Below are 25,102 nucleotides of genomic sequence, written 5' to 3'. Positions count from 1 at the left end.
CCTCACCCCCCCCCCCCCCCCCCCCCCCCCCACTCCCCCACCCCCCCCCCCCCTCCGCCCCCCCCCCCCTCCGCTCCCCCCCCCCCCTCCCCCCCCCCCCCCCCCCCCCTCTTCCCCCCCCCTCCCCCCCCCCCCTCCCCCCCCCCCCCCCCCCCCCGTCCCCCCCCCCCGGAGCCGGACATAGCCTCCCCCCTGTGAGACGGACAGCGAGCCACGGCCGGACTCGTACGGCCGGCCGGTGCCTTCCGGCCCTGCTGGTGACGGCCGGCTGGCTGCTCATGCCCGCCGCGTCTCCCGGCGCCCACGCCGAGGCTCCCGCCGCTCTCGCGCGCCAGGAAGGGATCGGCGGACAGGCCGGCGATCCCGGCGATCGGGGGAGACCGGCCGTCGCGTCCCCCGGCCGGCCGCACGGCGACAGCCGAATACGGCTCCCGGTCACCCACCCGGGTGATGTCGCGGCCCCGGGCGGCGCCACCGTCTCCAACAGTTCGGGCAGCGCGCTGGTCCTGCCGGTCGCCCTGGTGGGCGGCGCGGGGGCCCTCGCCGCTTACGCCTACCTCACCCGCGCGCGCCGCGCCTCGACCCGTACGGTGCGCTACGGCGGGCCGGAAGGCCGGGGAGAGCCCGGCCGGTCCCCCCGGACCTCGCTCCCGGAACTCGAACGGCGGGCGGGTCGGGCCCTCGTGGACACGGACGACGCCGTGCGCACCAGCGAGGAGGAACTCGGCTTCGTGGCGGCCCGGTTCGACGAGGAGTCCACGCGGCCGTTCCAGGACTCCGTGCGATACGCGAAGGGCGAGCTGACGGCCGCCTTCCGGCTGCGTCAGCAGCTCGACGACGCGGTATCGCCGGACGACGTCACACGGCGCCGCGTGCTGGACGAGATCCTCTCCCGGTGCGCGGACGCCGGCGGCCGGCTGGACGCGGAGTCGGCGGACTTCGACCGGCTGCGTGCCCGGGAGCACGGCGCCCCGGAGGCGCTGACCGCCGCGGAGAACGCGTTCCGCGCGCTGTCGGGCAGGACCGTGACGTCCGCCGCCACCCTCGCCGCCCTGCGTGAGCGGTACGCGGACTCCGCTTCGGCCCCGGTCGCGGGTGCCGTCCGGCAGGCGGACGACCGGCTGCTGTTCGCGACGTGGAACCTGGACGACGCGCGCCGCTCGATCGAGGCGGGCGACCCCGGCCTCGCGGCCGTGCACGTACGGGCGGCCGAGAGCGCCGTGGCGCAGGCGACGGTCCTGGTCGACGCGGTGGAGCGGCGCGCGCTCGAACTCGCCGAGGGCGCCGGCCGGCTCCCCGGCTCGCTGATCGAGACGGAGACGGATCTGACAGACGCGCGCGCCCTGCTCGAAGGCGCCGAGGAGGGCACGTCCACGGCCGATCTCGACGGCCGGATCGGACGTGCCGAGGGGGTGGTCGCCGACGTTCGGCGGGAGCAGTCCGCCGGGCGGTACGACCCGCTCGACGCGCTGCGCCGGGTCGAGGAGGCGGACGCGGCGCTGGACGAGGTCCTCGCGGGCGCGCGCGCCCACGGGGCAGGGGGAGGCCGGGCCCGGGCGCTCCTCGACCGGGCGGTGCTCGGCGCCCGGTCGGCGACCGGCGCCGCCACCGGCTATCTCACGACACATCGCGGTGGGGTGGGCAGCGAGGCCCGCACCCGGCTGGCGGAGGCCCGGCGGCGGCTGGAACAGGCGGGAGCGCTGACGGAGCTGGGCGACGCTCCCGGTGCGCTGGCCGAGGCCCAGCACGCGGACGCTCTCGCCAGGCAGGCGCAGAGCCTCGCTGAGCGGGATGTGCGGGCGTTCGGGAGGCGGCCGGGCCCGGGCGGCGCGTCAGGGGCGGGAAACGGGCTGGACGGTGCCGTGCTCGGCGGGATCGTCCTCGGCGGTCCGGTCACCGGGGGCGGCGGATCCGGCGGGGGCGTGGGCGGGGGCTTCGGCGGAGGTCTCGGGAGCGGAGGTCGCGGGGGCGGAGGTCGTGCCGGTCCCGGCAGCTTCGGTGGTGGCGGCACCCGTGGCCGGATGGACGGCCGCGGCCGTTTCTGAGGCGGTGGACAGGCGTGCCGGGCCGGCCCCGGGACGAGGTCGGGCGAAGAGGGCGGGGCGGGGGTCAGAACATGCTGAGGAGCTGTTCGACGGTGGGCTCGGCCGTGGAGTCCCCGTCGGGCAGGGCGAGTTCGAACCAGACCGTCTTGCCACGCGGGGTCCGCCGCGACCCCCAGGCCGCGCTGAGCAGCCCGACGAGTTGCAGTCCGCGACCGCCCTCGTCGGTGTCGCGCGCCCGTCGCCTGCGCGGCTGCACGAGGCCCGCGTCCCACACCTCGCAGACGAGCGTGCGGTCGCGCAGCAGCCGCAGCCTGATCTCACCCTCGCCGTAGCGCATGGCGTTGGTGACCAGTTCGCTGACGAGCAGTTCGACGGTGTCCACCAGCGGTTCGAGGCCCCAGGACAGGAGCTGGGCGCGGGCGACCTCACGGGCGCGGCCGACGGAGCGCGGCTCGCGCGGCAGTTGCCAGTCGCCCACGGCGTCGGCGGGCAGGCCCTGTATCCGGGCCATCAGCAGCGCGATGTCGTCCTCGCCGTGCCGGGTGTCGAGTGTGTTGAGTACGTGGTCGCAGACGTCTTCCAGGGGCCGTACGGGATTGGTGAGCGCCCGGCGGAAGGCCGTCAGGCCCTCATCGATCGGATGGTCACGGGATTCGATGAGACCGTCCGTGTAGAGGGCGAGCAGGGCGTCTTCCGGGAGTTCGACCTCGACCTGCTCGAACGGCTCACCGCCGACGCCGAGCGGCATCCCGGGCGGTACGTCGAGGAGCAGCGCCTCCTCGCCGGGTTCGACCAGGACCGGAGGGGGGTGTCCGGCGTTGGCGAACGTGCAGCGGCGGGTGACCGGGTCGTAGACGGCGTAGACGCAGGTCGCCAGGTACACCTCGGAGAGGTCGGCGTCCCGCGACCTGTGGGCGACGCGGGACGCCTGCTGGGCGCCGCTCGGGGTGCCGAGCCCGCGGGCGATCTCGTCCAGCGCGGAGAGGACCTCGGCGGGCTCCAGGTCGAGCAGTGCCAGGGTGCGTACGGCGGTGCGCAACTCGCCCATGGCGACCGCCGCGCGCAGCCCGCGGCCCATGACGTCGCCGACGACCAGCGCGGTCCGGTGGCCCGGCAGTTCGATGACGTCGAACCAGTCGCCGCCGACCTCGGTGGCGGTGTTGCCCGGCAGATAGCGGCAGGCGATGTCCAGCCCGGCGGCCTCGGGGTCGCCGGGCGGGAGCAGACTGCGCTGGAGTATCAGCGCGCGTTCGTGCTCCCTCCGGTAGAGGCGGGCGTTGTCGATGCAGACGGCGGCGCGCGCCGCGAGTTCCACCGCGAGGGCGCGGTCCCGTTCCCCGAAGGGTTCGCTGCCCTTGGTCCGGGAGAACTGGGCGAGGCCGACGACGGTGTCGTGGGCGACCATCGGGACGGCGAAGGTGGACTGGATGAGGCTGCCGGCCCCGCCGGGCACCGTCTGGACCCGGGCGGTGCGCAGAGCGTTCGCGCAGGGCGAGTTGAAGGGATACCGGTGGACGGAGCCGACCGAGGGCGGCTCGACCGCGCCTTCGCCCGTCAGGTCGGCGCCGAGCAGCGGCGCGTCGGCCACGGCGCTGGCGAAGGCGACGCGCCGCAGGGTGGCACTGCCGCCGCCGGACTCGGAGCCGGTGGAGCCGCCGCGTCCGGGCGGGGCCTCGTCGCCGGTCAGCAGCCCCTGGTAGAGGTCCACGGACGCGAGGTCGCAGAAGCCGGGGACGGCGACGTCGAGGAGTTCCTTGGCGGTGGTCTCCAGGTCGAGGGAGTTGCCTATGCGCGCGCTCGCCTCGTTGAGGATCGCGAGGTTGCGGCGGGCGCTCGCGGCCTCACGTGCGGCGATCTGTCGGCGTGTGACGTCGCTGCCGAGACCGGCGACGCCGATGGTGCGGCCGGCTCCGCTGAGTACGCGGTAGAGGTTGACCGACCAGTGCCTGCGTTCCTTGCTGCCCGGGGCGGCGCCGACTATCTGGATGTCGGTGGCGGGGTCGCCGGTCTCCAGGACCCGCTTGAGGGAGGCGCTCAGCCGTTCGGCCTCGGGGCGGGAGAGGTAGTCGTGGACGGTGCGACCGCGGTGGTCGTCCGCGGCACCGCCGAAGACCGCGGCGAACCGCTGGTTGGCGCGCTGGACGGTGAGGTCGGGGCCGAACAGCACGAAGCCGAAGGGAGATTGGCCGAAAATAGCCTGCGAGGAGGCGAGTTCCGTCTCGATCTCACGCAGCGCGCGGACGTCCACGACGATGCAGAGCGCGGCCCGTTCGCCACTCTCCGTCTCACTGGGCATCACATAGACCTCGGCGAGGCCGTGCGGCCCGAGTTCGCCCGGCACCTGGAACGGGACCAGTCCCGTCCACTCCTTGCCGTCCAGGATCTCGGCGATCTTGCTGCGGCCTCGCGAACGCAGGTCGGAAGGCACGAACACCTCGACCGGGTCCTTGCCCCTGACCTCGTCCGGGGCGATCCCGAACAGCTCGGCGGCTCGAAGACTCCACTGGTCGACCAGCCCGTCGGGGCCGATCGAGAAGGAAGCGACTTTCATGTAGTCATAGATCGAGCCGGGCGGACTGCTCTGCCACACGACGTCGCCCGCCGTTCCAGATATCTCGCTCACGCGACCGTCCCCTCCAGCTCACGCACCGGACCGGCCATCCCCGCAGTATTCAGCACTACGGCCCAGACAGGTACGGCGTTCACGATCACAGCACTGTCTCGTTCTTTTTGAGCCGAGAACCACGTGATCGTTGTCCCTTCACACTCCTAACCAGGGAGCGGCCGCTCGAACCACACCGTCCTACCCGTCTTCCCCCGCCGTGTACCCCAACGGCGGGCCGGGCAAGCGACGAGCCGGACACCGGCACGGCCGCCGAGTCGCGCACCTGGCGGTCGAGGCGCCGGACGTCGAGGGTGTCGCGTACCGCGTGGCGTGCGGTGCGTACGACATCCGGCTCGGCGGGGAAGGTCCACTCGGCGTAGGCACTCTCCGCCCCGATCAAGCCGACCCCTCCCCCTCACCGAAACCGGACCCACGCCGCTTATAGGGGGGTTGGTCGGCACTTACCCGGAATCCGGGAGGACCTACTGCGACGAACGCTCATGTCAGCTCCCCCGAGTCCCTGAGGTCGTCGAAGAGGAGCTGGTCGACGGGGGCCACCAGGGCGCGGTCGCCGTAGCAGAGCCAGCGGATCTCCTCGATCTCGTTGCTGGCGGCCGGCGTACCCAGGTAGTCACCGGAGTAGCAGCTCATCCGGACGAGGACACCGTCGGGCTGGCCGTGGGCCTGGGCCTCGTACGTACCCAGATGGGCCGTCGTGGCCGGGAGGACGGCCACGGCCAGCTCCTCCTCGACCTCGCGGAGCAGGGTCTCCAGATCGCTCTCCGCGCCTTCGCGCTTGCCGCCGGGGATGTAGAACACATCCTTCCCGCGGGAACGCGCGCAGAGGATCCTGCCCCGCTCCACCCGGACCCACGCGACTGTGTCGATCAAGACCGTTGCAGCTCCGCCCTCACTCATGCGCCGGAGCGTAACGCGACGCGGGACGCATCTCCGACGAGGGGTCCCGGTCGGGAGCCGGTGAGGTCAGCGGCCGGTCTGCCCCAGGCGCTCGACCCAGTAGAGCTGCTGGTGGCCGTTGCCGCCGAGGCCGTCGGCGATCTTCTGCGCCTCGTCCTTCGTGGCGTACCTGCCCACGCGGTACCGGTTTCCGTTGTCGTCCTGACGTATCACCAGCCAGGGAAGTGCGGCGCCGCCGTCGGTCATCGCGCCCCTCCCGCCATCGACCCGTACCACTCGGACGATCTCCTGGAAACCCCGATCCGCATATGCCCGACCCTACGCCTGACCTTCACTCAGCGGATGCGTGTTTATACAAAGAGGTACACATCTGGCCAAGAAGATGCGGATCCACCGGAGGGAGCCTGCGAAGGCGCTCACCATCTCCCGTCGCCCGAGGCCCTGTTGGGACGACACGTCGTGGCCGCGGAACGGGCGGGGGCGCCGCTCCGGTCAGCCGGTGCTCACCGGGGCGTCATCTGACCGGAAGGTGATAGGCGACGCGGTAGCGGTCCGCCGGCACGACCATGTCGGCCGTCTCGACCGCCCGGCCCGACGCGTAGTAGGTCCGCTCCAGGACCATCACCACATGGCCGGGCACACCGCCGAGCGACAGGAGCTCCTCCGCCAGCCCCGGGCGCGCGCCGACCTCCTCGACCACGTTGTCCACCACGATGCCGATGGCCGCCATCCGTTCCACGACCCCACTGCCCCCGAGCGGGCCCTCCTCAGGGAGCATCACCGGGGTGCGCCCGGTGACCTCCAGGGGCTCCCACGAGGTGGAGAGCATCATCGGCTCCCCCGCGTCCCTGAAGACGTAGCGCGTGCGCATCGCCGGGTCGCCCGGCCGTATACCGAGGCGCGTGGCGATCTCCGGCGCCACCGCGTCCCGCTCGCTGCTCGACTCCCACGTACCGCGCACCTCGTCGTCGGCCTGCTCCTGCCGGAAGGGGTTGGCACCGGAAGGCGGCCGGTAGCCGGAGCGGGCGATCCTGCGCGGCACGGGCCGCTCGCGCACATAGGTCCCCGACCCGGAGCGGCCCTCGACGAGCCCCTCCGCCATCAGCACCTTGCGGGCCTCCAGGGCAACCGTGTCCGAGACGCCGTACTCCTCGCGGATCCGGGCCTGGGACGGCAGTCGGGTGTGCGGCGGCAGAGCACCGTCGACGATCTTCCGCCGAAGGTCACTGGCGACGCGCAGATAGGCCGGCTGCTCACCGAATGCCACGGGCCACTCCCAACAGGTTGACAGACAGCAACACCCTGGCAACCGGCGGTTGTTGACCGCAAGCATGGGCCATGACCTCACCCGGAGTGAGAACACACGCTCTGCGCAGGGACTTCGCCGGGAAAACGCGCCACGGGGAGGGGCGCGGCGCCGCCGCGGGGGCCGTCAGTCCACCCAGTACGTGTCGTGCTTGATGAAGAAGGCGGTGCGCTCCTCGTCCGTCATCCGGCCGACCGTGGACACCTTCTCGAAGTACTCCTCGCGGGGCGCCCCGGGCGCGAAGAGGATGAGGGTGGAGGCGGGCGCGTCCGAGTCGTTGCGGAAGCCGTGCAGCCCGCCCGGCGGCACGTAGAGGAAGTCGCCCTTCTCCGCGTCGATCCAGCGCTCGCCGTCGTACAGCCGGACGGTCCCGTCGAGGATGTAGAACGACTCCGAGATCGTCTTGTGGAAGTGGGTGCTCGGGCCGCCGCCCCTGGGCACCATGTCCATCCGGTAGAGCCCGAACTCACCCCCCGTGGACACGCTGGACGCCACGAAGTGCGTCTCGGTGCCCGAGGGGGACCGCACGTCGGCGGGGGTGCTCGCGGGCCGGAAGACCGCGTTGACCTCGCCCTTGTCCCCGAGGTGGCGGGGCTCCGGGTACGACATGTGCCACTCCTTCAACGCGACGCCGTGACACGGCACCGTCCGGCCGCGCCGAAAGCCATGATGCCCACCGCGAGTTCGCCGCCGCCGGAAACCTCGCCGAAGTCACGGCCGTTCACCAGGAGTCACCACGCGTGAACCGGTCCGTACGCATCTCCAGCCACTCCCCGCACCCCCAGGCGACGGCCGCCAGCACGAGCACCACGGCGACGGCGGCCATCCGGTCCCGGGCCCGCAGCACGCCGCCCACCAGGGCCCAGACCCCCAGCGCGAGAGCGGGCACCCCGAAGATGATCACCGGACCGTCCAGATAGAGCAGACTCCAGTCCCGCTCCCCCTCGAAGGCCCCCCGCAGCCCGGGAGCCGCACCGGCGGCCCACACGACCACCCCCGTGACGAACCCGGCGACGACGGCCAGACACCCGGCCCAGCCGTGCGCCTGCCGCGTCTCCCCCGCCCGCGCTGTCCCCGATCGTGTGATCACACCGACCAGGGACGCGATCCACCACCCCACCGGTTCCGGAACGACCCGCCGACAAGACCGAGCCCGGCGGCCGACGACGCCTCCCGTCGCCGGGCCGCGGACGCGGGAGGACTCAGACGTTGAAGCGGAATCCTTTACACACAGCTCCCACCTGCGCAAACGCAGTTCCGGAGAGGGGCACATCGAAGTGGAACTTCTGACCTGCGGAAACGCAGACCATCGAGGCACTCGCTGGCACGGCATGCGGCGTTGCCGGTCAGTCGGCGGTGCCGGGCTCCACGACCCACTCGGCTTGCACCCCGCCCACCGAGGCGATCATGTCGAAGTCGCCGTCGTAGTGGAGGACCGTGGCCCCATGCCGTTCTGCGGTTGCCGCGATGAGGACGTCGGCCAGCGACAGCGCCCGGTGAAAGCCGGCGTTCAGCGCCAGCGCCTGGATCGCGAGCGCCTGCTCGAACTCCTCGTCGTTGCAGGGCAAGTAGTCGAAACCACGGAGCAGGGTACGCAGGCGCAGCGCCTCGGGCTTTCCACGCGCCGAGTACAGAACCTCATACTCGGTCGGGGCGCACACTGCCAGGAGTCCATCACGGTCCAGTACGTCCAGCCGCGCCCGCACTGCCGGTTTGCCCCGGCGGGCCAGCGCGGACTTGTCGATGAGGTAGCGGCCTTTCACGCCGCCGAAGCCCCGTCTTCGCGCTTGAGCGAGCCGTCCGGGTTCCGCGGCCCCGTCTGCGACCGGATCTCCGCAAACACGTCATCAAACTCGCCATCGTCAATGGCATCGAACAGCTCCCGGCGCAGCCGCAGCCTCACACCCTCCTCCATGGCCGCCCGCACTGCGGCGGCCTTCGTCCTCGTCCCATACACACGCATCGCCTGCTCGACGATCTCCTCGTCCAGATCGATCACGGTCCTGGCCATCAGTTGTCCCCTTCACAGCTCGACGCTCCAACAACGATATCAATTGGGTGCAAGAAATGGCATCAAAATGCTGGGGTGCGTCGAGGGTGCCTCGATCAGAGCCGGGAGCACGAACCGGACTGGTTGATCAGCTTTCCGATCGGCGAGCAACCCTGCACGAACCCCCTGACCTGGTACTCGGCGAACGAATCAACGCCATGTTGCGGGAGCTGCCACTCCGCAAGGCATCGGCGGCACATCCGCGTCCCCGTGCGAACCCAGCACGGTACGAATGACCAGGGGTGACGACAGGTGACGAGGGGTCAGTCATCCCAGCACCATCCCAGCACGGGAAAAAACCAAGGGCCCGACCCCGAAGAGCCGGACCCATCTGACCTGCATGTTTGCCAGATCAGCGACGTGGTGTTATCCCACCCGTCACACATTGAAGCGGAACCTTCAACACAGCGCTCCCACCTGCGGAAACTTTCCCTCAGGTGATCATATCCAGCACCGTCAGGACTCATTCAGCACATCCAGCACGTCAGGCCGTGGAGACAGACACGCCTGACTCCTCGACCGCCGGACGCATCGCACTCTGCATGACGTCTCGGCAACGACCCCACGCCTCGGGGACTGGTGCCCGTAGATGTCCACTGTCGTCTTGATCGACTTATGACCGAGCCAGCGCGAGACCTCGCGGATCGGCACGCCGTTCGCCAACGCGGTCGAGGCGAAGAAGTGCCGCAGACTGCTGGGCGTGTATTTGGCCTTGCCGTCCACGTCGACCACGCCTGCCGCCACGCACGCCTTCTTGAAGTGGTATCCGAAGGTGGAGGCGGTGGGCATCACACCCTTGCCACGCTGGCGCGGGGAGAAGAAGACCTCCAGCCGCCGACGTCTGCCGCGAAGCCCTACGAAGGCCACGGGCACCGGCGCCCACCGCGACAAGTGGCCGTCGATTTCCTGCTCGACGAACGGGGCTACCGGGACGTCCCGGTACTCACCCCCCGTCCGGTGCTTGAGCGGCACGAACGCTGTGCGGCAGTCATCGCGGTGGCTTTGGCGCTGACCTGCCAGCGGACCCTGACGAAGCCGGCCGCCTGCACTCGATGGAGAAAGCGAGGGCTTCGCTGGGGCGCTGGCCGGTGCCCGACTGCAGGTAAACCGCGAGCCGGTACTGCGGGGCGATGTGCTCCGCGATCAGGTCAACCTCGCCCAACGTGGGAATCTTGTCCTCGTCCACCGAGCACGGGGCCGCCCGGGACACCCGGACGCCGCGCGCGGGATTGTCCGGGATGCGTTTCTCAACGACGGCCACCTCCAGCATCGCGGCCACCATCACCAATCGATCATTGATCGTGGAGACCGCCAACCCGGCACCGGCGGAGTGCAGCTGCTTGGCAAACTCCTCGAAGTCGCGCCGTGCCAGCCCGGCCACCATCTTCCGTCCCAGTCGCGGCACAAGATGGTTCTGGATGAAACCTTCGTAATTGCGGCGCGTCGATTCACCGATGACCTGGCGCTCCAGCCACTCCTGAGCCCAGACCTGCAATGACACCCGCCCAGGCGCAGGATCGAAGCGAACGTCGGCCTTCTTGTCGCTCTCGACCTTGTCGGCGAATGCGTCCGCACCATCCGAGCCCACCCGCCTGGCAAACGACCGCTCCCGCTGCCGCCCTCGCCTACCGCCCGGCTCCCGGTACCGCACCGTCCACCCATGCCGACACCGCGGACGGTCACAGGGGAAGTTCCGGTTCCGGACGTCCTTCTTGCACCTCTGAAAAACGCTCGCCACCCAAGCCCCGATCCGTCACCCGGTCCGTGCTCGAAACCGTGCACTGGCACCCCAGGTCCCAGCAAGGCATTCATCGCCAATCCGCTCTTTCCAGCGAATATGGACCCCGACCTCACCCGCAACCCTGGGCCCACCGAGCCCCCTCACTGCACGCGCTCGCTCCCCAACGCTCGCTGGCTCGTGAAGCGCACATCGACAGCAAAGGCCATACCGCAGTATGGTTAATGTATGGCTACCAAGAAGGTGACTATCACCCTCGACGAATCTCTGGTCGAAGCCCTGGCCGGAGCTGCCGAGGAAGAAGGCGTCCCGCTCTCCCGCCTCGTCGCCGGAGCAGCCGAACGCGAGCTACGTCTGCGGGCCGGCCGCGCCGTCATCCAGGAGTGGCAGGCCGAGCACGGCGCCTTCACCCCGGAAGAGCTTGCCGCCGCCCGCGCGGATATGGCCGCCGCCGACGCCGAGTACCTCAGTAATCCGGGAGCCTCGGCCGCGTGAACATCCCCTACCTGTACGACGCCGGAGTCCTGATCGCCATCGACAATGACGACCGGCGCATGTGGGCCCGACACAGCCTGGCCCTGGAGGACGGCCGGGACATCCACGTCCCGTCCATCGTCGTCAGCCAGGCATGGCGGGACTCCCGCCGCCAGGTCAGACTCGGCAAGTTCCTCGCCGGCTGCCACGTCGTACCCGTCGGCCTCGAAACCGCCAAAACCGCAGGCATCCTCTGCGGCAGAGCGGGCACCTCCGACATCGTCGACGCCACCGTCGTGACCATGGCAGCCAGCCTCGGCGCCATCATCTGGACCTCAGACCCAGACGACATCCGCACCCTCATCGACGCCCAGGACATCAAACCCGCCCCGGTCATCCGCACCGTCTAGCAACTGATGTGCCCCGGCTCCGATGGAGTCGGGGCACATCAAACTCCACGAAACCGAGGTCAGCTCAGGAATCCGGCACTAGTTGGCGCCAACCAACCCCTACACCTCAAGGTTTGTCAGGAGGCGTTCGGCGAGTTCGGCAAGGGTTTCGCCATCCTGGGTCATCCAGCGGGCGGTGCCCTGGTTGGAAACCGGTTGTCCCTCCCAGTCAGCCAGTTCCCACATGCGGGAAACCAGGCCGCTGGGCGAGTAGCGGTGGCGGTCATACTCCCAGATCAGGGCCTTGCCGGTCTCCCCTGTCCACGAGGCACGCGAGCGGCTCTCATCTGCTGCAAGCCAAGTGTCCAGTGCTTCTTTCTCGGCTGGTACGTAGAGGTTTAGGCGAAGGGGTGCGCCTTCCGGGAGTGCCCCTTGGTTGACGATGACGTGGACCGAGTTCGGGCGGCGCGGCTTGCGGGGCCGTTCTTCCTTGCGGAGGTACGGGGACACGTCCTGTGTCTGGCCTCCTGCGGACAGCACGTCCATGACATCGGTCACGAGCGCTGCGCACTCCGCGTCGTCGATGCACACTCGCTTGAGGTCCGAGCGGGTTCCGTGCCGGGAGTCCAGTACGCCGAGCATCACGGGTACGGTGAGCTCCAGCAGTTCGGGGATCCGGTTGCTTGCCTTGACGAACCAGGTGGCGGTGGGGTCTGCGGGGTCAGGCTCGCCCATGCCCGCGTCTTCTGCAAGCAGTTGGCGGAAGACGAGGTGGGTGAGGAGGAAGGCTCCGTCGTCGATGACGGCGGCTCCCCGCTTCTCGTACCCGTCGCGCACGGTACGTAGGGCTTTACGGGTCTCGCGGAGGACGCGTACGGCGTTCCAGACCTCGAAGACTCCAGGTACGGAACGGAACAGCGGGTCGTAGATGGATCCGCTGCCTCGCTGCCACATCACGTCGGTGGAGTCGGCCGACACCAGCCGGGCCGTGAAGCGGCTGGCGAAGTGTGCACAGGCCAGAGCACACGCGGCCTCGACGACGGAGCAACCCTCGTCCCCCTGGGGCTCCAGTTCGCCTCGACGGACGCTGTACACCAGGTCCAGTTCGGCCCGGAACTCCTCGATCAGGACGGCCTGCACGGGGTCCAGGGCGATGCGGTCGCGGTCGGTGATGTGGTTCTGCCGGTTGGTGGCCTGGGTGGTGCGCTGGGCGAAGTCGGTGGCCCCGCCGGTGACGATGATGCGGACCCCGACCTCGGCCGACTCCGCCTGCTCGTCCTCTTTCGCCGCGTCGATGACGGCCCGTACGGTCTGCGCCCCGTTCACCACGCTCGCACCGTGCGCGGTGAGGCGGAGCGGGAGACGTTCCGGCTGCTTCTTGGATCCCTTCTCGATCTCCAGGGAGTCGCACAGAATGGTGATGCCGTTATTGAAGTACCAGAAGTTGGCAGGCTCTTCGGTGAGCGTCTCCACCAGCTCGCTGTTGATGGGTGTCAGCCCAAGCGGGTTGCGAATGTTGTGGTCGAAGAGTCGGTTGCCGTACTCCGCCCATTCCACGATCTGCTCGGCCTGCACCACGCCTTGGTATGCCTGTTGGTCGGAGGGCGAGCATGCGAACCATGGAGACATAGTCACTTCGAGGGTGATCGGCTCGGGTCTCTGATCGTCACGGGCTCGCGCGTAGATCTCCGGCGAGTGGATCACTCGGTGAAAGATGTGGGTTCCGTAATGGTTGAAGTCCTTCTCCCCGTTCTCGATGGCCTGGCGCACCCCTGGGGCGAGTTCCTTCGTGCCCATGAGGACGATCACCTGGGTCACTTTGGTCAGGTCCGAGCCCAGCAGCGACTTGGCCTGCTCGGCCAGGACGCGGCCGCGCGGATTGAACTGGCGGGATTCCCCCGCGTCAATAAGGGTGAGTCCCGAGAACAGTTTGAGGACTGCGGTTTCATCGGCTTTGGCGGTGCCGGTCTCGCTCCATTTGGACTGGACGAGGTAGATGTGCGCGGCGTCCTGGTCAACGGCGATCGCGTCGATTCCCTGGTCGTTGCCGCCGTCGATGACGCAGGCCGCTGCCTCGGCGGGCGTCCAGTTGGTCACCATGCGCACGGCATGCGCGGCAAGGGCACGGGACCGCCGCGCGATGACGAGGTCGTCCGGCCTCCGGTTGCCGAAGTCGCTCATGTCGATGAGGCCGCCGTACGTCGCGTCGAGGAAGTTGGCGACTTGGCGAACCTGGGTGGGAACGTCGGGGCGGCGCGGAGGGGTGCTCATGGTTCTCCCGTGCGGAGCTGTCAAGAGTATGGGGCGTCGGGAACTCGGAGGTTGCGCGTCACTGGCCGGGGGCGAGTGAGTCCACGACGGCCTGGAAGCTGCTGCTCGCGCTGTTCAGTTCGGCGACGATGGAGGCCGCGATGTCGCGTGGGGAACCGAGGTCCTGCTGGTCTTCGGTGAGGTCGGCCCAGAGCTGCAGGCTGGTGCTAGGGCGGGCCAGAAGATCGGCTACGGGGTACGGCTTGAACTGGCGTGAAGGGGTACGGCTGCTGTGGTCGGGGTCGTGCGGGCGGTAGGCGGCGAGGAAGTCGGACAGGTCGCCCTCGGTGAGCGGGTTGCCGGTGTCCGTGCGGTGGTTGCCGGTGCGGGCGTCGTAGACCCACAGGGCGCGTGTGACGGGCTCGCTGCTGGGGCGAGGGGCGGACTTGGTGAAAAAGAGGATGTTCGCCTTGGAGTTGGTGCCCCGGAAGATGCCGGTGGGCAGACGAAGCAGAGTGTGCACGTCGCAATTGAGGAGCAGATTGCGGCGTACGGTGGCCGCGGCGCCCTTACTGAATAGCACGCTGTCGGGGGCGAAGACGGCGGCTCGCGCACCTTGCGGCAAGGTGATGGCGATGTGCTGGAGGAAGTTGGTGGGCAGGTCCGCCTTGGGCGCCCAGAAGTCGTCGCGGTGGGTGGTGTCAACGGCCGCGTCGGTGCTCTTGAAGGGCGGGTTGCACAGAGCCACGGTCGCGGCGACATCCCGGTCCTGCCGCTGAATAGCCTTTGCCCTGCGGGAAAGTGAGTCCGAACGCTGTATCGGGGGAATCCCCGCGAACAGCCGGCGGGTGTTGAGGAGCACATTCATGGTGGCGAGACGGCACATCTGGGGATCGATGTCGGCTCCCGCGATGGCGGAGTCGTCCACCTTGGTGCCGTGGCTGTCCATTTCCCGATGGGCGGCGATCAGCGTGCTGCCAATGCCGCAGGCTGGGTCGATGATTCGGTCGTCCGGGGTGAGAGCGAGGGCCTTGGCAACCACGGCGAGGAGCGGCGGCGGGGTCAGGAACTGCCCGGTCTCGCGCTTCTTGAGCATGTCGTCGTAGCAGTCGGAGAGAAGTTGAGCGAAGGCCCGTCCGAGCTCGCCGTCGGCGACCTGGGCCCAACGGTACGGGTTGATCTCCTCGGTGATGAGCTGCCGCAGCTCGCTCATCCTGTCGATGTTCCACGGCTGTGCGTCATGGAAGAGAACACTGGCGGTGGTGCGACGCTGGTTGTCCGGGGTTGGCGTGCCGAGCGTGCGCATGGTGTGGGCCAGATAGCTGTGGAGGTCTTCGCCGCCGCGTTCGACCAGATGCGGCCAGGTGTCGATCGACGGCGCGACCGGGCGGGAGGCGAACTTGCCGGGCCGGTTTGCGCGTTCGTGGTCGAGCTTGAGGAAGAGCAAGTAGGCGATGTGCTCAGCGAACTCGATCTTAGTCAGGGCCCGCGTGCTGGTCTTGTCGTTGTAGAACGCCCACCAGCGGCGGACGATCGATTCGGCGGTCCAGTGCCCCTCAAGCTGCCCACTCTGCGGCGGAATCCCCGACATCCCACTCGTGTTTCCCGGCCCAGTACTGCCCCGCCCCGTAGTCATCCCGTTCTGCTTCCCTTCACTGTCAGCCGAGTTCGGTCCACGGCCGGTTGCCTCCCGGCCCGGACTCGGGTGGCGGAAGGACGGGCCTACCTCGCGCGGGCTTCCCCTGCTTCATCGCTGTCGTCGGTGGTGCTGGTCGTGCCCATGCCTGTCTCCGCAGCCGCCTCCTTCTTCAGGGCCCGGGCAACGAGGGTGAAATCGGCCAAAGCGGACTCCAATTCGTCTACGATTTCCTGGGCGATCACGTCAGGCGACGCGAGGGCCGTCTGTGTGGAGTCCGTTCCCGATCGGAGGACGGTCAGGTCGAGATTCACCTTGTCACGAGTGATCAGTTCTTCGTAATCGTAAGCCTGGAAGCGATCAGTGGGCTTGCGAGCGGAGAAATCGGTGCCGCCCGAGTGGAAGGCGGCGACGAAGTCGTCCAGGTGCTCGCGGCGCAGCTGCCGCTGCTTGAGGGTGAACCGCTGGTCGGTGCGGAAGTCGTAGACCCACAGCTGCCTGGTGCCGGGGCGGCCTCCGGTGCGCTGACCGGTCTTGTCGAAGAACAGGACGTTGGCCTTGACACCGTTGGCGTAGAAGATGCCGGTGGGCAGGCGCAGCAGCGTGTGCACATCACACAGGTTCAGCAGGTTGCGGCGGATCGTCTCGCCGGCACCTGACTCGAAGAGCACGTTGTCGGGGAGGACGACGGCTGCCCGGCCGTTGGTCCTCAGCAAGTTGTAGATGTGCTGGACGAAGTTGAGCTGTTTGTTGGTGGTCTGGGTCCAGAAGTCCTTGCGGGCGGTGTACGCCTCGCCCGTCACCGAGCCAACGCCAAAGGGCGGGTTGGCGAAAACGATGTCGTAGAACTGCGGGGGAGACTTCGCTAGGGAGTCCTGCACGGAGATCAGTGGCTTGGCCTCGGATGTGCCGATGTTGTGCAGCAGCATGTTCATCAGCGCCAGACGGGCAGTCTCCCGGACCAGCTCGTAGCCGGTGATCGCGCCGGTTTGCAGCTTGCGGCCCTCATCACCGTAGAGCTGTTCCTGGTAGTGCCGATTGAGGTGGGCGTGGGCGGCGATGAGGAAGCCGCCGGTTCCGCAGGCCGGGTCGGTGATGGTCTCGCCGACCTGGGGCCGGACACAGTCGACCATGGCGTCGATGACAGGGCGGGGAGTGAAGTACTGGCCGGCGCCGGTCTTGCGGTCCTCCGCGCCGCGCTGCAGCAGGCCCTCGTACGCGTCGCCCTTGAGGTCCTGGTCCTCGGTGGTCCAGCGGTACGGGTTGATCAGGTCCTTGATCAGCCGCTCCAGGACGGCAGGTTCGTGGATCTTGTTGCTCGACTTGGCGAAGACCTCACCGAGCATGGTGCCGCCGCGCGAACCGAGGTCCTTGAGGATGAACTCGTAGTGGTCGAGCAACGCGTCACCAGAGCGGGTGGTCAAGCTCGCCCAGTCCCGGCCCGGAGGAACGAGAGGCTCCTGCGGCAGGTTGCGGCGGAACTTGGCCGGGCGGTTGGCCCGCTCGTCCGCCATCTTCAGGAAGAGGAGGTACGTGAGCTGCTCGACGTAGTCGAGAGTGGAGACCCCGGAGTGGCGCAGGAGCTCGCAGTACGACCAGAGTCGGTTGACGAGGGTGCTGGTCGACTCGGCCGCGGTGGCCTTGGGCGTGGCCTGACGCCCAAGGAGAACAGTTTCCTGGGGCGAGTCCTGCTCCGGGGCGGTGGCGGGCTTGTCGGTGCTCATTGTGCTCACAGGGGCAGTTCTCCTTGACCGGGGTCGCCGGCCGACTTGCTTGTGCGCGGGGTGCGGCGTCGCGTGCTCTTCGCGCTGGCGGCAGCGGAGTGCTGAGCGCGGATGCGGTCGAGCAGTGCGAAGGCGGGCTCGTCGGCAGGGTCCTGGGGGACAAGGGTGCCGGTGAAGGCGGCATGGAGGAGGGCAGCGCGGAGGCCATCTGGCATGGATGCAATCACATCCACCTCGCGATTCAGTAAGTCCAGCCGCGAAAGTTCGCCTCGCAGGTACCCGCACAACCTTTCCTGTACGGGCATCGGCGGAACTGGGATCGGGAGCTCTCGACACGTTGAAAGTGCGATATTAAACTGCCCAGCGGTTGCTCTAGCTGTTGCTACGAGAAGATTGATGACGTAAGGGGATAGCAAGACGAACCGAAGCCAATCCGGCAAGATTTCCCCGCCGGCACGAAACGCGACAATCGCTTGATTGATGTTCCATTCTTCATGGGTGCCGGGTACCACTGCGCTCTTGCCGAGAGGGGGGCCAACGATGTTAGTCAGGACATCGCCAGGAAGGATCCGCGACTTCTTCAACTTGCCCTCGTGGACTGCACGGTCTACGAAAGTGGGGCGAATCGAGAAGTCAACCTCTCCCTGCTTGTTGATGTTGTAAACCTTCAAGAATGGGATCTCGCCGGATCCGCTGTGCATGAGCGATGCCTCAGGTGTAGCCCCTGATGTGATCAGGGGGCAGATGTCCTTGGCAATTCGCCAGTGCCAGCCACGGGGCAAAGGGGGGAGGAGTCGGTAATTAAACTTTGCACTCTTGTGCTGAGTGATAGATTGCAGGCTCTCCGGGGCGGGTCCTTCGCCTCGTCCTAGGACGTATCGATCCAGAAGGCTGTCCCGCAGGGATCGCCGGAGCATCACTGCCGCTTCAAGCGAAGCCACGCCAGATTCGACGTGGGCCAGCTGCTCGTTTAGCTTTGCGACAATTCGGCGCTGTTCCGGAAGAGGGGGGATTGCAATTTTTGTTTCAAGTAGCGCTTTCCGTGGCACGCTTGCCTGGTTTACATGGTTGTTCAAGACGGCCTTGAAGTAGCCGTTCGACCACAATGCGTGAAGCTGAATCGCCAGAAATTGACTATCGATTCCTACTGGGGGGCGAAGGCGTGTCATGTGGTTGGAGTAAGCCAAGGGCTCGTCCGAGTTGACCCAGGCTGTCTTTCCTACCAGTGCCGGGCTGTTGGTATTGTTGAAGAGAATGTCTCCATGCTGCACTCGGCGCTGCGACTCGTCCTCAATGAAACGTGCGTCGGCGATGTCGATGACACCGCGACGTGTGATGTTCATCGGACGTAGGTGCAGGACACCATTACCATCGCGATTGTGTTTACCGCTGGCAAATCCTGGCTGTACCTCGACACCAAGCTCGCCAAGCGTCGCGCGAGTCCAACCTTCAGGCAGGTCCGACTCGCCTTTGCCGCCCAAGATCCCAGAATTCCCGCCACCGGAGACCGTGCCCTCGGTTTCTCTGACTTCCGCGACGTTCGCGGCGGTCCCCGTCACGCGCTCAGCTCCCTGTCGAGTTCGTCGATGATGTGCTCGGCCTGTCGTTCGCCGAATTCGGCGAGGAAACCGTCCGTGCCGTTACGGGCGGCAAACGGGGCATAGTCGAGGTCGGCGGTGTCGAAGCGTACACGTTCGATCGTGGCGGCTGCGATGTGGTCGAGCCACCAGCGCTGACGGTCGCTGAAATGGGCGCCTGCCTGGTGCTGGCGGGTGAGCCAGGCCGCGTAGCGTTCGCGGACGCGCTCCTCGTGCGGGATCGGCTGGGGGGCGCCGCGTTCGGCCCCGCCGGCGAGTTCGTAGCGGAGCAGGGCGAGGAGGTCGGCCGCGGTCCGGCGCGTCTGAGCACCGCGTAGGGCGGCTTCGCCGACCTGCTCGTAGGCGGTCCACAGGCGGTCCGGGGTCCAGGCGCGTGGGGGACGGGCGATGGCACGGGCCACGTTCTGCAAGCGTCGCAGGGCGTCAGCCGGTGGGATGTCGGACCCGGCGTTGAAGGCGAAGGCGAGGCCGGCGATTTCGTCACGGTTGTCATCAATGTACTGCCGCCAACTGGTGACGACGTCGCGGGCAGCCGCCTCGTCCTCCACCACGGCACCTGCTGTAACCAGCTGGTCTCGGCTGGTCTCGTCGTAGAGGATGTCCTTGGCACGACGCATCTCCAGCAGCCTGGCACGCAGCTTCGGGGCGGCGGCGAGGGGCTGGACGGCGTGGTCGATGAGCGCCCGCACCTCCCGCTCGGGGTCGCGGCCAGTGAGGTGGGCAGCGTCCTGCACTTTCTGCTGGTCGTCGGCCGAGACCGCGCGGACCATGCCGTGAATGATCTCCTTGAGTGGGCGGCCGCCGGTGAGCTGCTCGATCTCGCCGCGCTCCTCAGGGGTCATCTGAATGTCGAGTTTGGCAAGACGGGCGGCGAGGGTGGAGACCTCTTCCTCCTCGATGGTGCCGGCCCCAGCCTTCCGCAGCAGCTTCTCCAAACTGACCTGCTTCTCGGTGTGACGCTCCAGAGGGGCCGCGTCGACCTTCTTCTTCTGGGTGACGCCCACCGCGTCGACGATGACGAAGCGGGTCTTGGGGCCGACGCCGGGCGTCACCTTCTCGAACTCGGTGAGGGAGAGAGTGCGGGCGCCACGGCCCTTCATCTGCTCGAAATAAGCCCAACTCTTCACGTCACGCAGGAAGAGCAGGCATTCCAAGGGCTTGACGTCGGTACCGGTGGCGATCATGTCGACGGTGACGGCGATCCGCAGCTGAGGCAGGTTACGGAAGTCCGCGAGGCGCTCATCAGCCTTCTTCGCCGCGTGCGTGATCTTGGCACAGAAGTCGTTGCCCTTGCCGAAGACATCACGGACGACTTCGACGATCTCTTCGGCATGGTTGTCGTTCTTCGCAAAGATCAGGGTCTTGGGGACGTACATCTCGTCCCACAGCAGCTCACCGTTGGAACCGTCACGCTTGCCGCGCTCGGGGAAGATCTCGGTGAAGAGCCGCTCTCGGAAGGTGCGGATCACGGTGCGCAGCTGGTCCTTGCTGATGACCCCCACACCGACTTGGTTCGCGCCGTACTCGACGTCCTCGTCGAGGTCCTCGTAGCGCTGGCGTCGGGTGCGGCGGTCGCGGACCGGGATGGTGCCCTGGGCGATGACACCGCCCTCGGCCGTTATCCGGGTACCGATCTCGTACACAGAGAAGTCGACGTTGACACCGTCGGCGACGGCCTCCTGGTACGTGTACTCGCTGACCAGGTTGCCGTTGAAGTAGCCGAAGGTCTGAGCGACCGGAGTGGCGGTGAGGCCCACGATAGGGGCGTCGAAGTATTCCAGTACCGAGCGCCACTTGCCGTAGATGGAGCGGTGGCACTCGTCCACCACGATCAGGTCGAAGGACTCCGGCGGGATGTCCGGGTTGTAGCCGACCTCGACCGAGCCGGGAATGTCGTAGGGCTGTCGTCCCTCCGCGTCTTCCCCGAGGACGCCCGTCGGGCGTTCGCCGGTGAGTTCCATATACAGGCGTTGGACCGTGGACACGACCACCTTGGAGGACGGTTTCATGCCTTCGGCGCCAAGTCGCTGGACGTAGTAGAGGTCGGCGAACTTGCGGGCACCGTCGGGGGTGACGAAGTTCTCGAACTCGGCGACTGCCTGGTCGCCCAGGTTGTTGCGGTCGACCAGGAAGAGGACTCGCTCGGCGCGCGCATGCTTCAACATCCGGTACGCGAAGGTCACCGCGGTGAAGGTCTTGCCAGCGCCGGTGGCCATCTGTACCAGAGAGCGGGACTGGCCCATACCCTGCTGGCCCCTGCCGAGGGCTACGGAGTCCTCCACCCCGCGGACAGCGGAGATCTGCGCGGGGCGCAGTGGGCGCTCGTCCAGTTCGGTCATGCGCCAGCGGAGTCGGGCGCGGTAGCTTGGCGCCTGTGGGTCTTCGTCGGCCTGGCGGATCCAGCGGGCCAGAGTGCGCGGCTGGTGGAAGGAGAAGATCCGGCGGGTACGGGAGTCGGGGTCGAGGGTGCTGCGGAAACGGGTCTCGCCGCCGTCGCTCACATAACGGAACGGCAGGGGTTCTTCTCGTCTCCAAGCGAGCATGCGCTGCTGGGCGTCGGTAGGGTGGTCGGCGTACCGGTCGGCCTGAGCCTCGGCAGCGGACAGGTCGGCCCCTTCGCGCTTGGCCTCGATGACACCGACCAGCTTGCGGTCCACGTACAGCGCGTAGTCGGCCCGGCCGCGTGCTGTCGTGGTCTCGCGGACGGCGACGCCGTTGCCCCGGTGGTCGCCCTGGTGCCAGAGGTTCTGCTCCGCGATGTCCTGGACCTGCCAGCCGGCCTCTGTGAGCATCTGGTCGAGGCGGGCGCGAACCTGTACCTCGGTGAGGGGCTCACGGGCGGCCGCTTCGGCGTTGTCGAGGAGGCGGGCGCGCTCCGCGACGGCGGCGGAGGCCGCCGAGCTGTCGGTGGCTTCAGCCCGGCGCTGCCATGCGTAGTCGGCCTCCTGGGCCGCTTCGACCTGCTTCAGCTGCTCCTGGAGGGCAGCGATCGAACGGGCGAGCCCCTCTTGCTCGGCGCGAGCCGCGGAGAGTTCACGTTCGGCGGCGGCCCGAGCCGCCTGCTCGGCCTCCGCCTTGGACGCCTGGTCATGGTAAGTGAGTCGGGCTTCTTCGAGGGCCTTGCGGGCCTGGGCCACCTCACCGCGCAGACGTTGGTTGCGTGCGGCCGGCGTACGGGCCGGGTCAGGGGGTACGAATGCGATCTGCTCGCGCGAGCCGGTCAGCAGGCGGTGGTACCAGACTCCGAGCCTGAAGCAGGATCGCAGGGCCCGGAATGCGTCGTCGGAGTTGTCGTGGTCACCGTGGTTGGCGTCGTTGCCGAGGGCACGGACCTCGTGGAAGGCGGCACCGACATTTCCGTGCAGGTACCCCTCCGTTTCGAGGGCCTTCAGCCGCTCGAACTGTGTGGTGCACGCGTTCCTGATCCGCGCCCTGCGAACCAGGCCCGCCGCGAGCGTCTCACCGAACTGCCTCGACTTGATCAAGGAAGTATTGGGGTCGCTGAAGACGTAACTCTCGGCTGCTGCCCCATAGGCCACGAGCAGGGGAGTATGCGGCAGCAGAAAGCCGAAGTTCCGCGACTGCTGGGCCAGCCTGCCCAGGTTGGCGTCCTGGGTGCCGGGCAAGCCGACCGCACTCATGCTGTGTCACCACTTTCCGGGGCGGGTGAGCCGCGTCGCGCGACTTGATCGCCGTACGACCCTACTTTGGGATGTTCGAAGTCGGATCGGCTTTTGCGTGTTACCGAAGCGCGGGCTTTCCGGCATCTGGAGACGGACGTGGGTACATCGAGGACTGACACCTACGTTTGCCCGTCGTGACGCCAGGCGGTCGAGCCAGACATCTCCGTCACTGACACTGCCCTCTTCGACTCGCGCCGTCGAACAAGCCCGCAGTTCAGCCGCACATGCGACCAGCTGCGTTGTGTCGCCGCTGTCCAGAAGTCGAACCTATGGCCAACTGCGTGACCACTTCACAGGCGGTGCCCGCACTATGCCCACGACGCCACGGCCGACGGCAGCGCGGCGGATCACCCGCCGTCCATGCGGATCTACAACGCCTTGTCTTCGGTGAACGACGCTGTCGGTCAGGCCGCCAGCGTGATGAGTCTGGTCCACTCCATAAGTTGCTCAGGCCCCGAGCTCCTGCCAGGCACCTCTGAGGGCGGGTTGAAAGACAGACTGACGGGGCTAAGAAACTTTCGTCCCAGCCACGTCAGCCACTTGTACCTTTGAACTGAACTCCACCACATCACCGACGTGGTGGAGTTCACACGTTGAAGCGGAACTCCACCACGTCGCCGTCCTGCATCACGTAGTCCTTGCCCTCCATGCGGGCCTTGCCCTTGGCGCGGGATTCGGTGACCGAGCCCGCCTCCACCAGGTCGGCGAAGGAGATGACCTCCGCCTTGATGAAGCCCTTCTGGAAGTCGGTGTGGATCACACCTGCCGCCTCGGGGGCCGTCGCGCCCTTCTTGATCGTCCAGGCGCGGGTCTCCTTCGGGCCCGCCGTCAGGTACGTCTGGAGACCCAGGGTGGCGAAGCCGACGCGGCCGAGGGTGGCCAGGCCGGGCTCTTCCTGGCCCATGGACTGGAGCAGTTCCAGGGCCTCGTCGTCGTCCAGTTCGATCAGTTCGGACTCGATCTTGGCGTTCAGGAAGATCGCCTCGGCCGGGGCGACCAGGGCGCGCTGCTCGTTCTTGAAGTCCTCGTCGACCAGTTCGTCCTCGTCGACGTTGAAGACGTACAGGAAGGGCTTGGTGGTGAGCAGGTGCAGCTCGTGGAGGAGGCGGCCCTTCTCCGTGCCCGCCGAGATGCCCGCGGCGAAGAGCGTCGTACCGGCTTCGAGGATCTTCCGGGCCTCCTCGACGGCCGCCAGGACGGCGACCTTCTCCTTCTGGAGGCGGGACTCCTTCGTCAGCCGCGGGACGGCCTTCTCGACCGACTGGAGGTCGGCGAGGATCAGCTCGGTGTTGATCGTCTCGATGTCGTCCTTCGGCGAGACCTTGCCGTCGACGTGGACGACGTTCTCGTCCTTGAAGGCCCTGATCACCTGGCAGATGGCGTCGGACTCGCGGATGTTCGCGAGGAACTTGTTGCCCAGGCCCTCGCCCTCGGAGGCGCCGCGCACGATGCCCGCGATGTCGACGAAGTCGACGGTCGCCGGAAGGATCTTCTGGGAGTCGAAGATCCCGGCGAGGACGGCCAGCCGGGGGTCGGGGACTCCGACGACGCCGACGTTGGGCTCGATCGTGGCGAACGGGTAGTTGGCCGCCAGCACGTCGTTCTTGGTCAGGGCGTTGAAAAGGGTCGACTTGCCGACATTCGGCAGACCGACGATTCCGATCGTGAGCGACACGTTGGCGACTTCCTGAAGTGAGGACTGGCGGAGCCGGTACGGCCGGACGGCCGGCCCGGCCCGGATGCGGACCGATCGCCCAGTTTACGGGCGGGCCGTCGCGGTGGCCGACGGCAGTCGGTACGGCAGATGGCGGCACCCGCCGGCGCGACACGCCCGGCGTCGGTCGAACGCAACGCCAAGGTCGCCCCAAGGGCGTGTCCATCGCCTGAATCCGGCACCCACGCGACCTAGGTTGTTCCGGTGGAGCAGCACAGGACACGTCCCCCCCAGCGCCGGCCACGGCCGCCGCAGAGCCCCCTCCGTCCGCGGGGCGCCGTCACCGAGGCAGCCGCCGTCCACCGGGTGCCGGCGCCGCCGGCCGGGCGCCGGGTGCCGCCTGTCGTGCTCACCCTGCGCAGACTCCCCAATCCCCGGCTGACGGGGCTGGGCGCCGGGCTCTTCGCCGCCGCCACGATGTTCGTGATCGGGTGCCTGGACCAGCTGCTGTTCGACGGTGAGCCCCTGGTGTACGGCCTGCTGTTCCTGCCGGTCAGCGCCCTGACCGCGCTCTGGGTGCGGACCGCCGATCTGGTGACCGCCCCGATCGGCGTGCCGATCGCCTTCGCCGTCGGCACCTTCCCGATCTCGGGCGGGACGAGTGGCATCGGCGGTCAGACGATGGCCATCGTCACCGCGCTGGCCGTCCAGGCGGGCTGGCTGTACGGCGGCACACTCGTCGCCGGGGTCATCGCCTCCGTACGGAAGGTCCGCCAGATGGGCCGCCGCCAGCGCGCACGCGACGCCGCCGCCGCCCGAGGCGCCGGTGCGGGCCTCGGCGCGGGGGCGAAAGCGGGTGCCCAGGCGGGTGCGGGAGCGAAGGCCGGGGCGAAGGCGGGCGCCAGGGGCACGAGCGCCGTCGCGCGCCGGGGCTAGGTGTATTGACCCGCAGGGTTGTTGACGCGGGTGATGGGTGGCTGGCCGCCGAGTGCGGTGTGGCTGCGGTGGTGGTTGTAGGTGTGGAGGAAGTCT

The 25,102-nt window shown here is 68.2% G+C and carries 20 protein-coding genes and 2 pseudogenes; 4 read left to right on the top strand and 18 right to left on the bottom strand.

Features of this window, described 5'->3' with window-relative positions; translation table 11 throughout:
• Positions 1-278 precede the first annotated feature (278 nt).
• A complete protein-coding gene (locus tag ACZ61E_RS31395; RefSeq protein WP_469703691.1) occupies positions 279-2,045 on the top strand; it encodes a coiled-coil domain-containing protein in 1,767 nt (588 codons plus the stop codon).
• Positions 2,046-2,109: 64 nt separating this feature from the next.
• Here the strand turns inward: ACZ61E_RS31395 and ACZ61E_RS31390 are convergent, their stop codons facing one another.
• The 11 genes and pseudogenes from ACZ61E_RS31390 to ACZ61E_RS31340 all read right to left on the bottom strand — a co-directional run bounded on the left by ACZ61E_RS31390 (position 2,110) and on the right by ACZ61E_RS31340 (position 10,512).
• Positions 2,110-4,668 carry a SpoIIE family protein phosphatase gene (locus ACZ61E_RS31390; RefSeq protein WP_469703686.1) on the bottom strand — a complete coding sequence of 853 codons (2,559 nt, stop codon included), beginning with the start codon at positions 4,666-4,668 and terminating at the stop codon, positions 2,110-2,112.
• Between the two features lie 146 nt (positions 4,669-4,814).
• Positions 4,815-5,050 (bottom strand): annotated as a pseudogene (locus ACZ61E_RS31385) (ATP-binding protein).
• Between the two features lie 98 nt (positions 5,051-5,148).
• Positions 5,149-5,568 carry an NUDIX hydrolase gene (locus ACZ61E_RS31380; RefSeq protein ID WP_469703685.1) on the bottom strand — a complete coding sequence of 140 codons (420 nt, stop codon included), beginning with the start codon at positions 5,566-5,568 and terminating at the stop codon, positions 5,149-5,151.
• 66 nt (positions 5,569-5,634) lie between these two features.
• The gene (locus ACZ61E_RS31375) at positions 5,635-5,814 is read right to left on the bottom strand and encodes an SPOR domain-containing protein (RefSeq protein WP_469703683.1); all 180 of its coding nucleotides are present in this window, start codon (positions 5,812-5,814) and stop codon (positions 5,635-5,637) included.
• Positions 5,815-6,082: 268 nt separating this feature from the next.
• Positions 6,083-6,835, bottom strand: coding sequence for a GntR family transcriptional regulator (locus ACZ61E_RS31370; protein ID WP_469703681.1), 753 nt, complete (start codon positions 6,833-6,835; stop codon positions 6,083-6,085).
• A gap of 165 nt (positions 6,836-7,000) precedes the next feature.
• The gene (locus ACZ61E_RS31365; RefSeq protein ID WP_469703679.1) at positions 7,001-7,483 is read right to left on the bottom strand and encodes a cupin domain-containing protein; all 483 of its coding nucleotides are present in this window, start codon (positions 7,481-7,483) and stop codon (positions 7,001-7,003) included.
• A 112-nt stretch (positions 7,484-7,595) separates the two neighbouring features.
• Positions 7,596-7,964 (bottom strand): hypothetical protein, encoded by a 369-nt coding sequence (locus tag ACZ61E_RS31360; RefSeq protein WP_469703677.1) that lies wholly within the window; start codon positions 7,962-7,964, stop codon positions 7,596-7,598.
• Positions 7,965-8,220: 256 nt separating this feature from the next.
• Positions 8,221-8,637, bottom strand: a complete 417-nt coding sequence (locus tag ACZ61E_RS31355; protein WP_469703676.1) for a PIN domain-containing protein — start codon at positions 8,635-8,637, stop codon at positions 8,221-8,223.
• On the bottom strand, positions 8,634-8,885 hold the full coding sequence (locus ACZ61E_RS31350) for a type II toxin-antitoxin system VapB family antitoxin (protein WP_351273867.1): 252 nt from the start codon (positions 8,883-8,885) through the stop codon (positions 8,634-8,636). Before ACZ61E_RS31350 ends, ACZ61E_RS31355 begins: the two co-directional genes overlap by 4 nt.
• A 495-nt stretch (positions 8,886-9,380) precedes the next feature.
• The gene (locus ACZ61E_RS31345; RefSeq protein WP_469703674.1) at positions 9,381-9,896 is read right to left on the bottom strand and encodes a tyrosine-type recombinase/integrase; all 516 of its coding nucleotides are present in this window, start codon (positions 9,894-9,896) and stop codon (positions 9,381-9,383) included.
• Between the two features lie 16 nt (positions 9,897-9,912).
• On the bottom strand, positions 9,913-10,512 hold the full coding sequence (locus ACZ61E_RS31340) for a hypothetical protein (protein WP_469703672.1): 600 nt from the start codon (positions 10,510-10,512) through the stop codon (positions 9,913-9,915).
• 378 nt (positions 10,513-10,890) lie between these two features.
• Between ACZ61E_RS31340 and ACZ61E_RS31335 the strand changes: the two genes are divergently transcribed.
• Together ACZ61E_RS31335 and ACZ61E_RS31330 are read left to right on the top strand one after the other, a co-directional pair.
• Positions 10,891-11,157 (top strand): hypothetical protein, encoded by a 267-nt coding sequence (locus ACZ61E_RS31335; protein ID WP_032790113.1) that lies wholly within the window; start codon positions 10,891-10,893, stop codon positions 11,155-11,157.
• Positions 11,154-11,546: a PIN domain-containing protein gene (locus ACZ61E_RS31330; protein ID WP_469703671.1), complete on the top strand. Its 393-nt coding sequence runs from the start codon at positions 11,154-11,156 to the stop codon at positions 11,544-11,546. Before ACZ61E_RS31335 ends, ACZ61E_RS31330 begins: the two co-directional genes overlap by 4 nt.
• Positions 11,547-11,645: 99 nt before the next feature.
• Here ACZ61E_RS31330 and ACZ61E_RS31325 read toward each other — a convergent pair whose 3' ends face one another.
• From ACZ61E_RS31325 to ychF, 6 genes are all read right to left on the bottom strand, one after another.
• Positions 11,646-13,796, bottom strand: a complete 2,151-nt coding sequence (locus ACZ61E_RS31325) for an AIPR family protein (protein WP_469703669.1) — start codon at positions 13,794-13,796, stop codon at positions 11,646-11,648.
• A 58-nt stretch (positions 13,797-13,854) separates the two neighbouring features.
• Positions 13,855-15,366 carry an HsdM family class I SAM-dependent methyltransferase gene (locus ACZ61E_RS31320; protein WP_469703668.1) on the bottom strand — a complete coding sequence of 504 codons (1,512 nt, stop codon included), beginning with the start codon at positions 15,364-15,366 and terminating at the stop codon, positions 13,855-13,857.
• A gap of 131 nt (positions 15,367-15,497) precedes the next feature.
• Entirely contained in the window at positions 15,498-17,135 is a 1,638-nt protein-coding gene (locus tag ACZ61E_RS31315) for a class I SAM-dependent DNA methyltransferase (RefSeq protein WP_469703689.1), read from the bottom strand.
• 5 nt (positions 17,136-17,140) lie between these two features.
• The gene (locus tag ACZ61E_RS31310) at positions 17,141-18,694 is read right to left on the bottom strand and encodes a restriction endonuclease subunit S (RefSeq protein WP_469703667.1); all 1,554 of its coding nucleotides are present in this window, start codon (positions 18,692-18,694) and stop codon (positions 17,141-17,143) included.
• A complete protein-coding gene (locus ACZ61E_RS31305; RefSeq protein WP_469703666.1) occupies positions 18,691-22,374 on the bottom strand; it encodes a type I restriction endonuclease subunit R in 3,684 nt (1,227 codons plus the stop codon). The genes ACZ61E_RS31310 and ACZ61E_RS31305 overlap by 4 nt, the downstream gene beginning before the upstream one ends.
• 628 nt (positions 22,375-23,002) lie before the next feature.
• On the bottom strand, positions 23,003-24,091 hold the full coding sequence (gene ychF / locus ACZ61E_RS31300) for a redox-regulated ATPase YchF (RefSeq protein WP_469703664.1): 1,089 nt from the start codon (positions 24,089-24,091) through the stop codon (positions 23,003-23,005).
• Positions 24,092-24,436: 345 nt separating this feature from the next.
• On the opposite strand from ychF, the gene ACZ61E_RS31295 reads away from it, so the two are divergent.
• Positions 24,437-25,006 (top strand): DUF6542 domain-containing protein, encoded by a 570-nt coding sequence (locus tag ACZ61E_RS31295; protein ID WP_469703687.1) that lies wholly within the window; start codon positions 24,437-24,439, stop codon positions 25,004-25,006.
• On the opposite strand, the pseudogene ACZ61E_RS31290 reads toward ACZ61E_RS31295, so the two are convergent.
• Positions 25,003-25,102 (bottom strand): annotated as a pseudogene (locus tag ACZ61E_RS31290) (IS481 family transposase); the annotation flags it as partial. The gene ACZ61E_RS31295 and the pseudogene ACZ61E_RS31290 sit on opposite strands and share 4 nt — an antisense overlap.

Source organism: Streptomyces sp. NPDC104581 (assembly GCF_055583685.1).
This window is presented reverse-complemented; position numbering and strand designations above follow the sequence as displayed.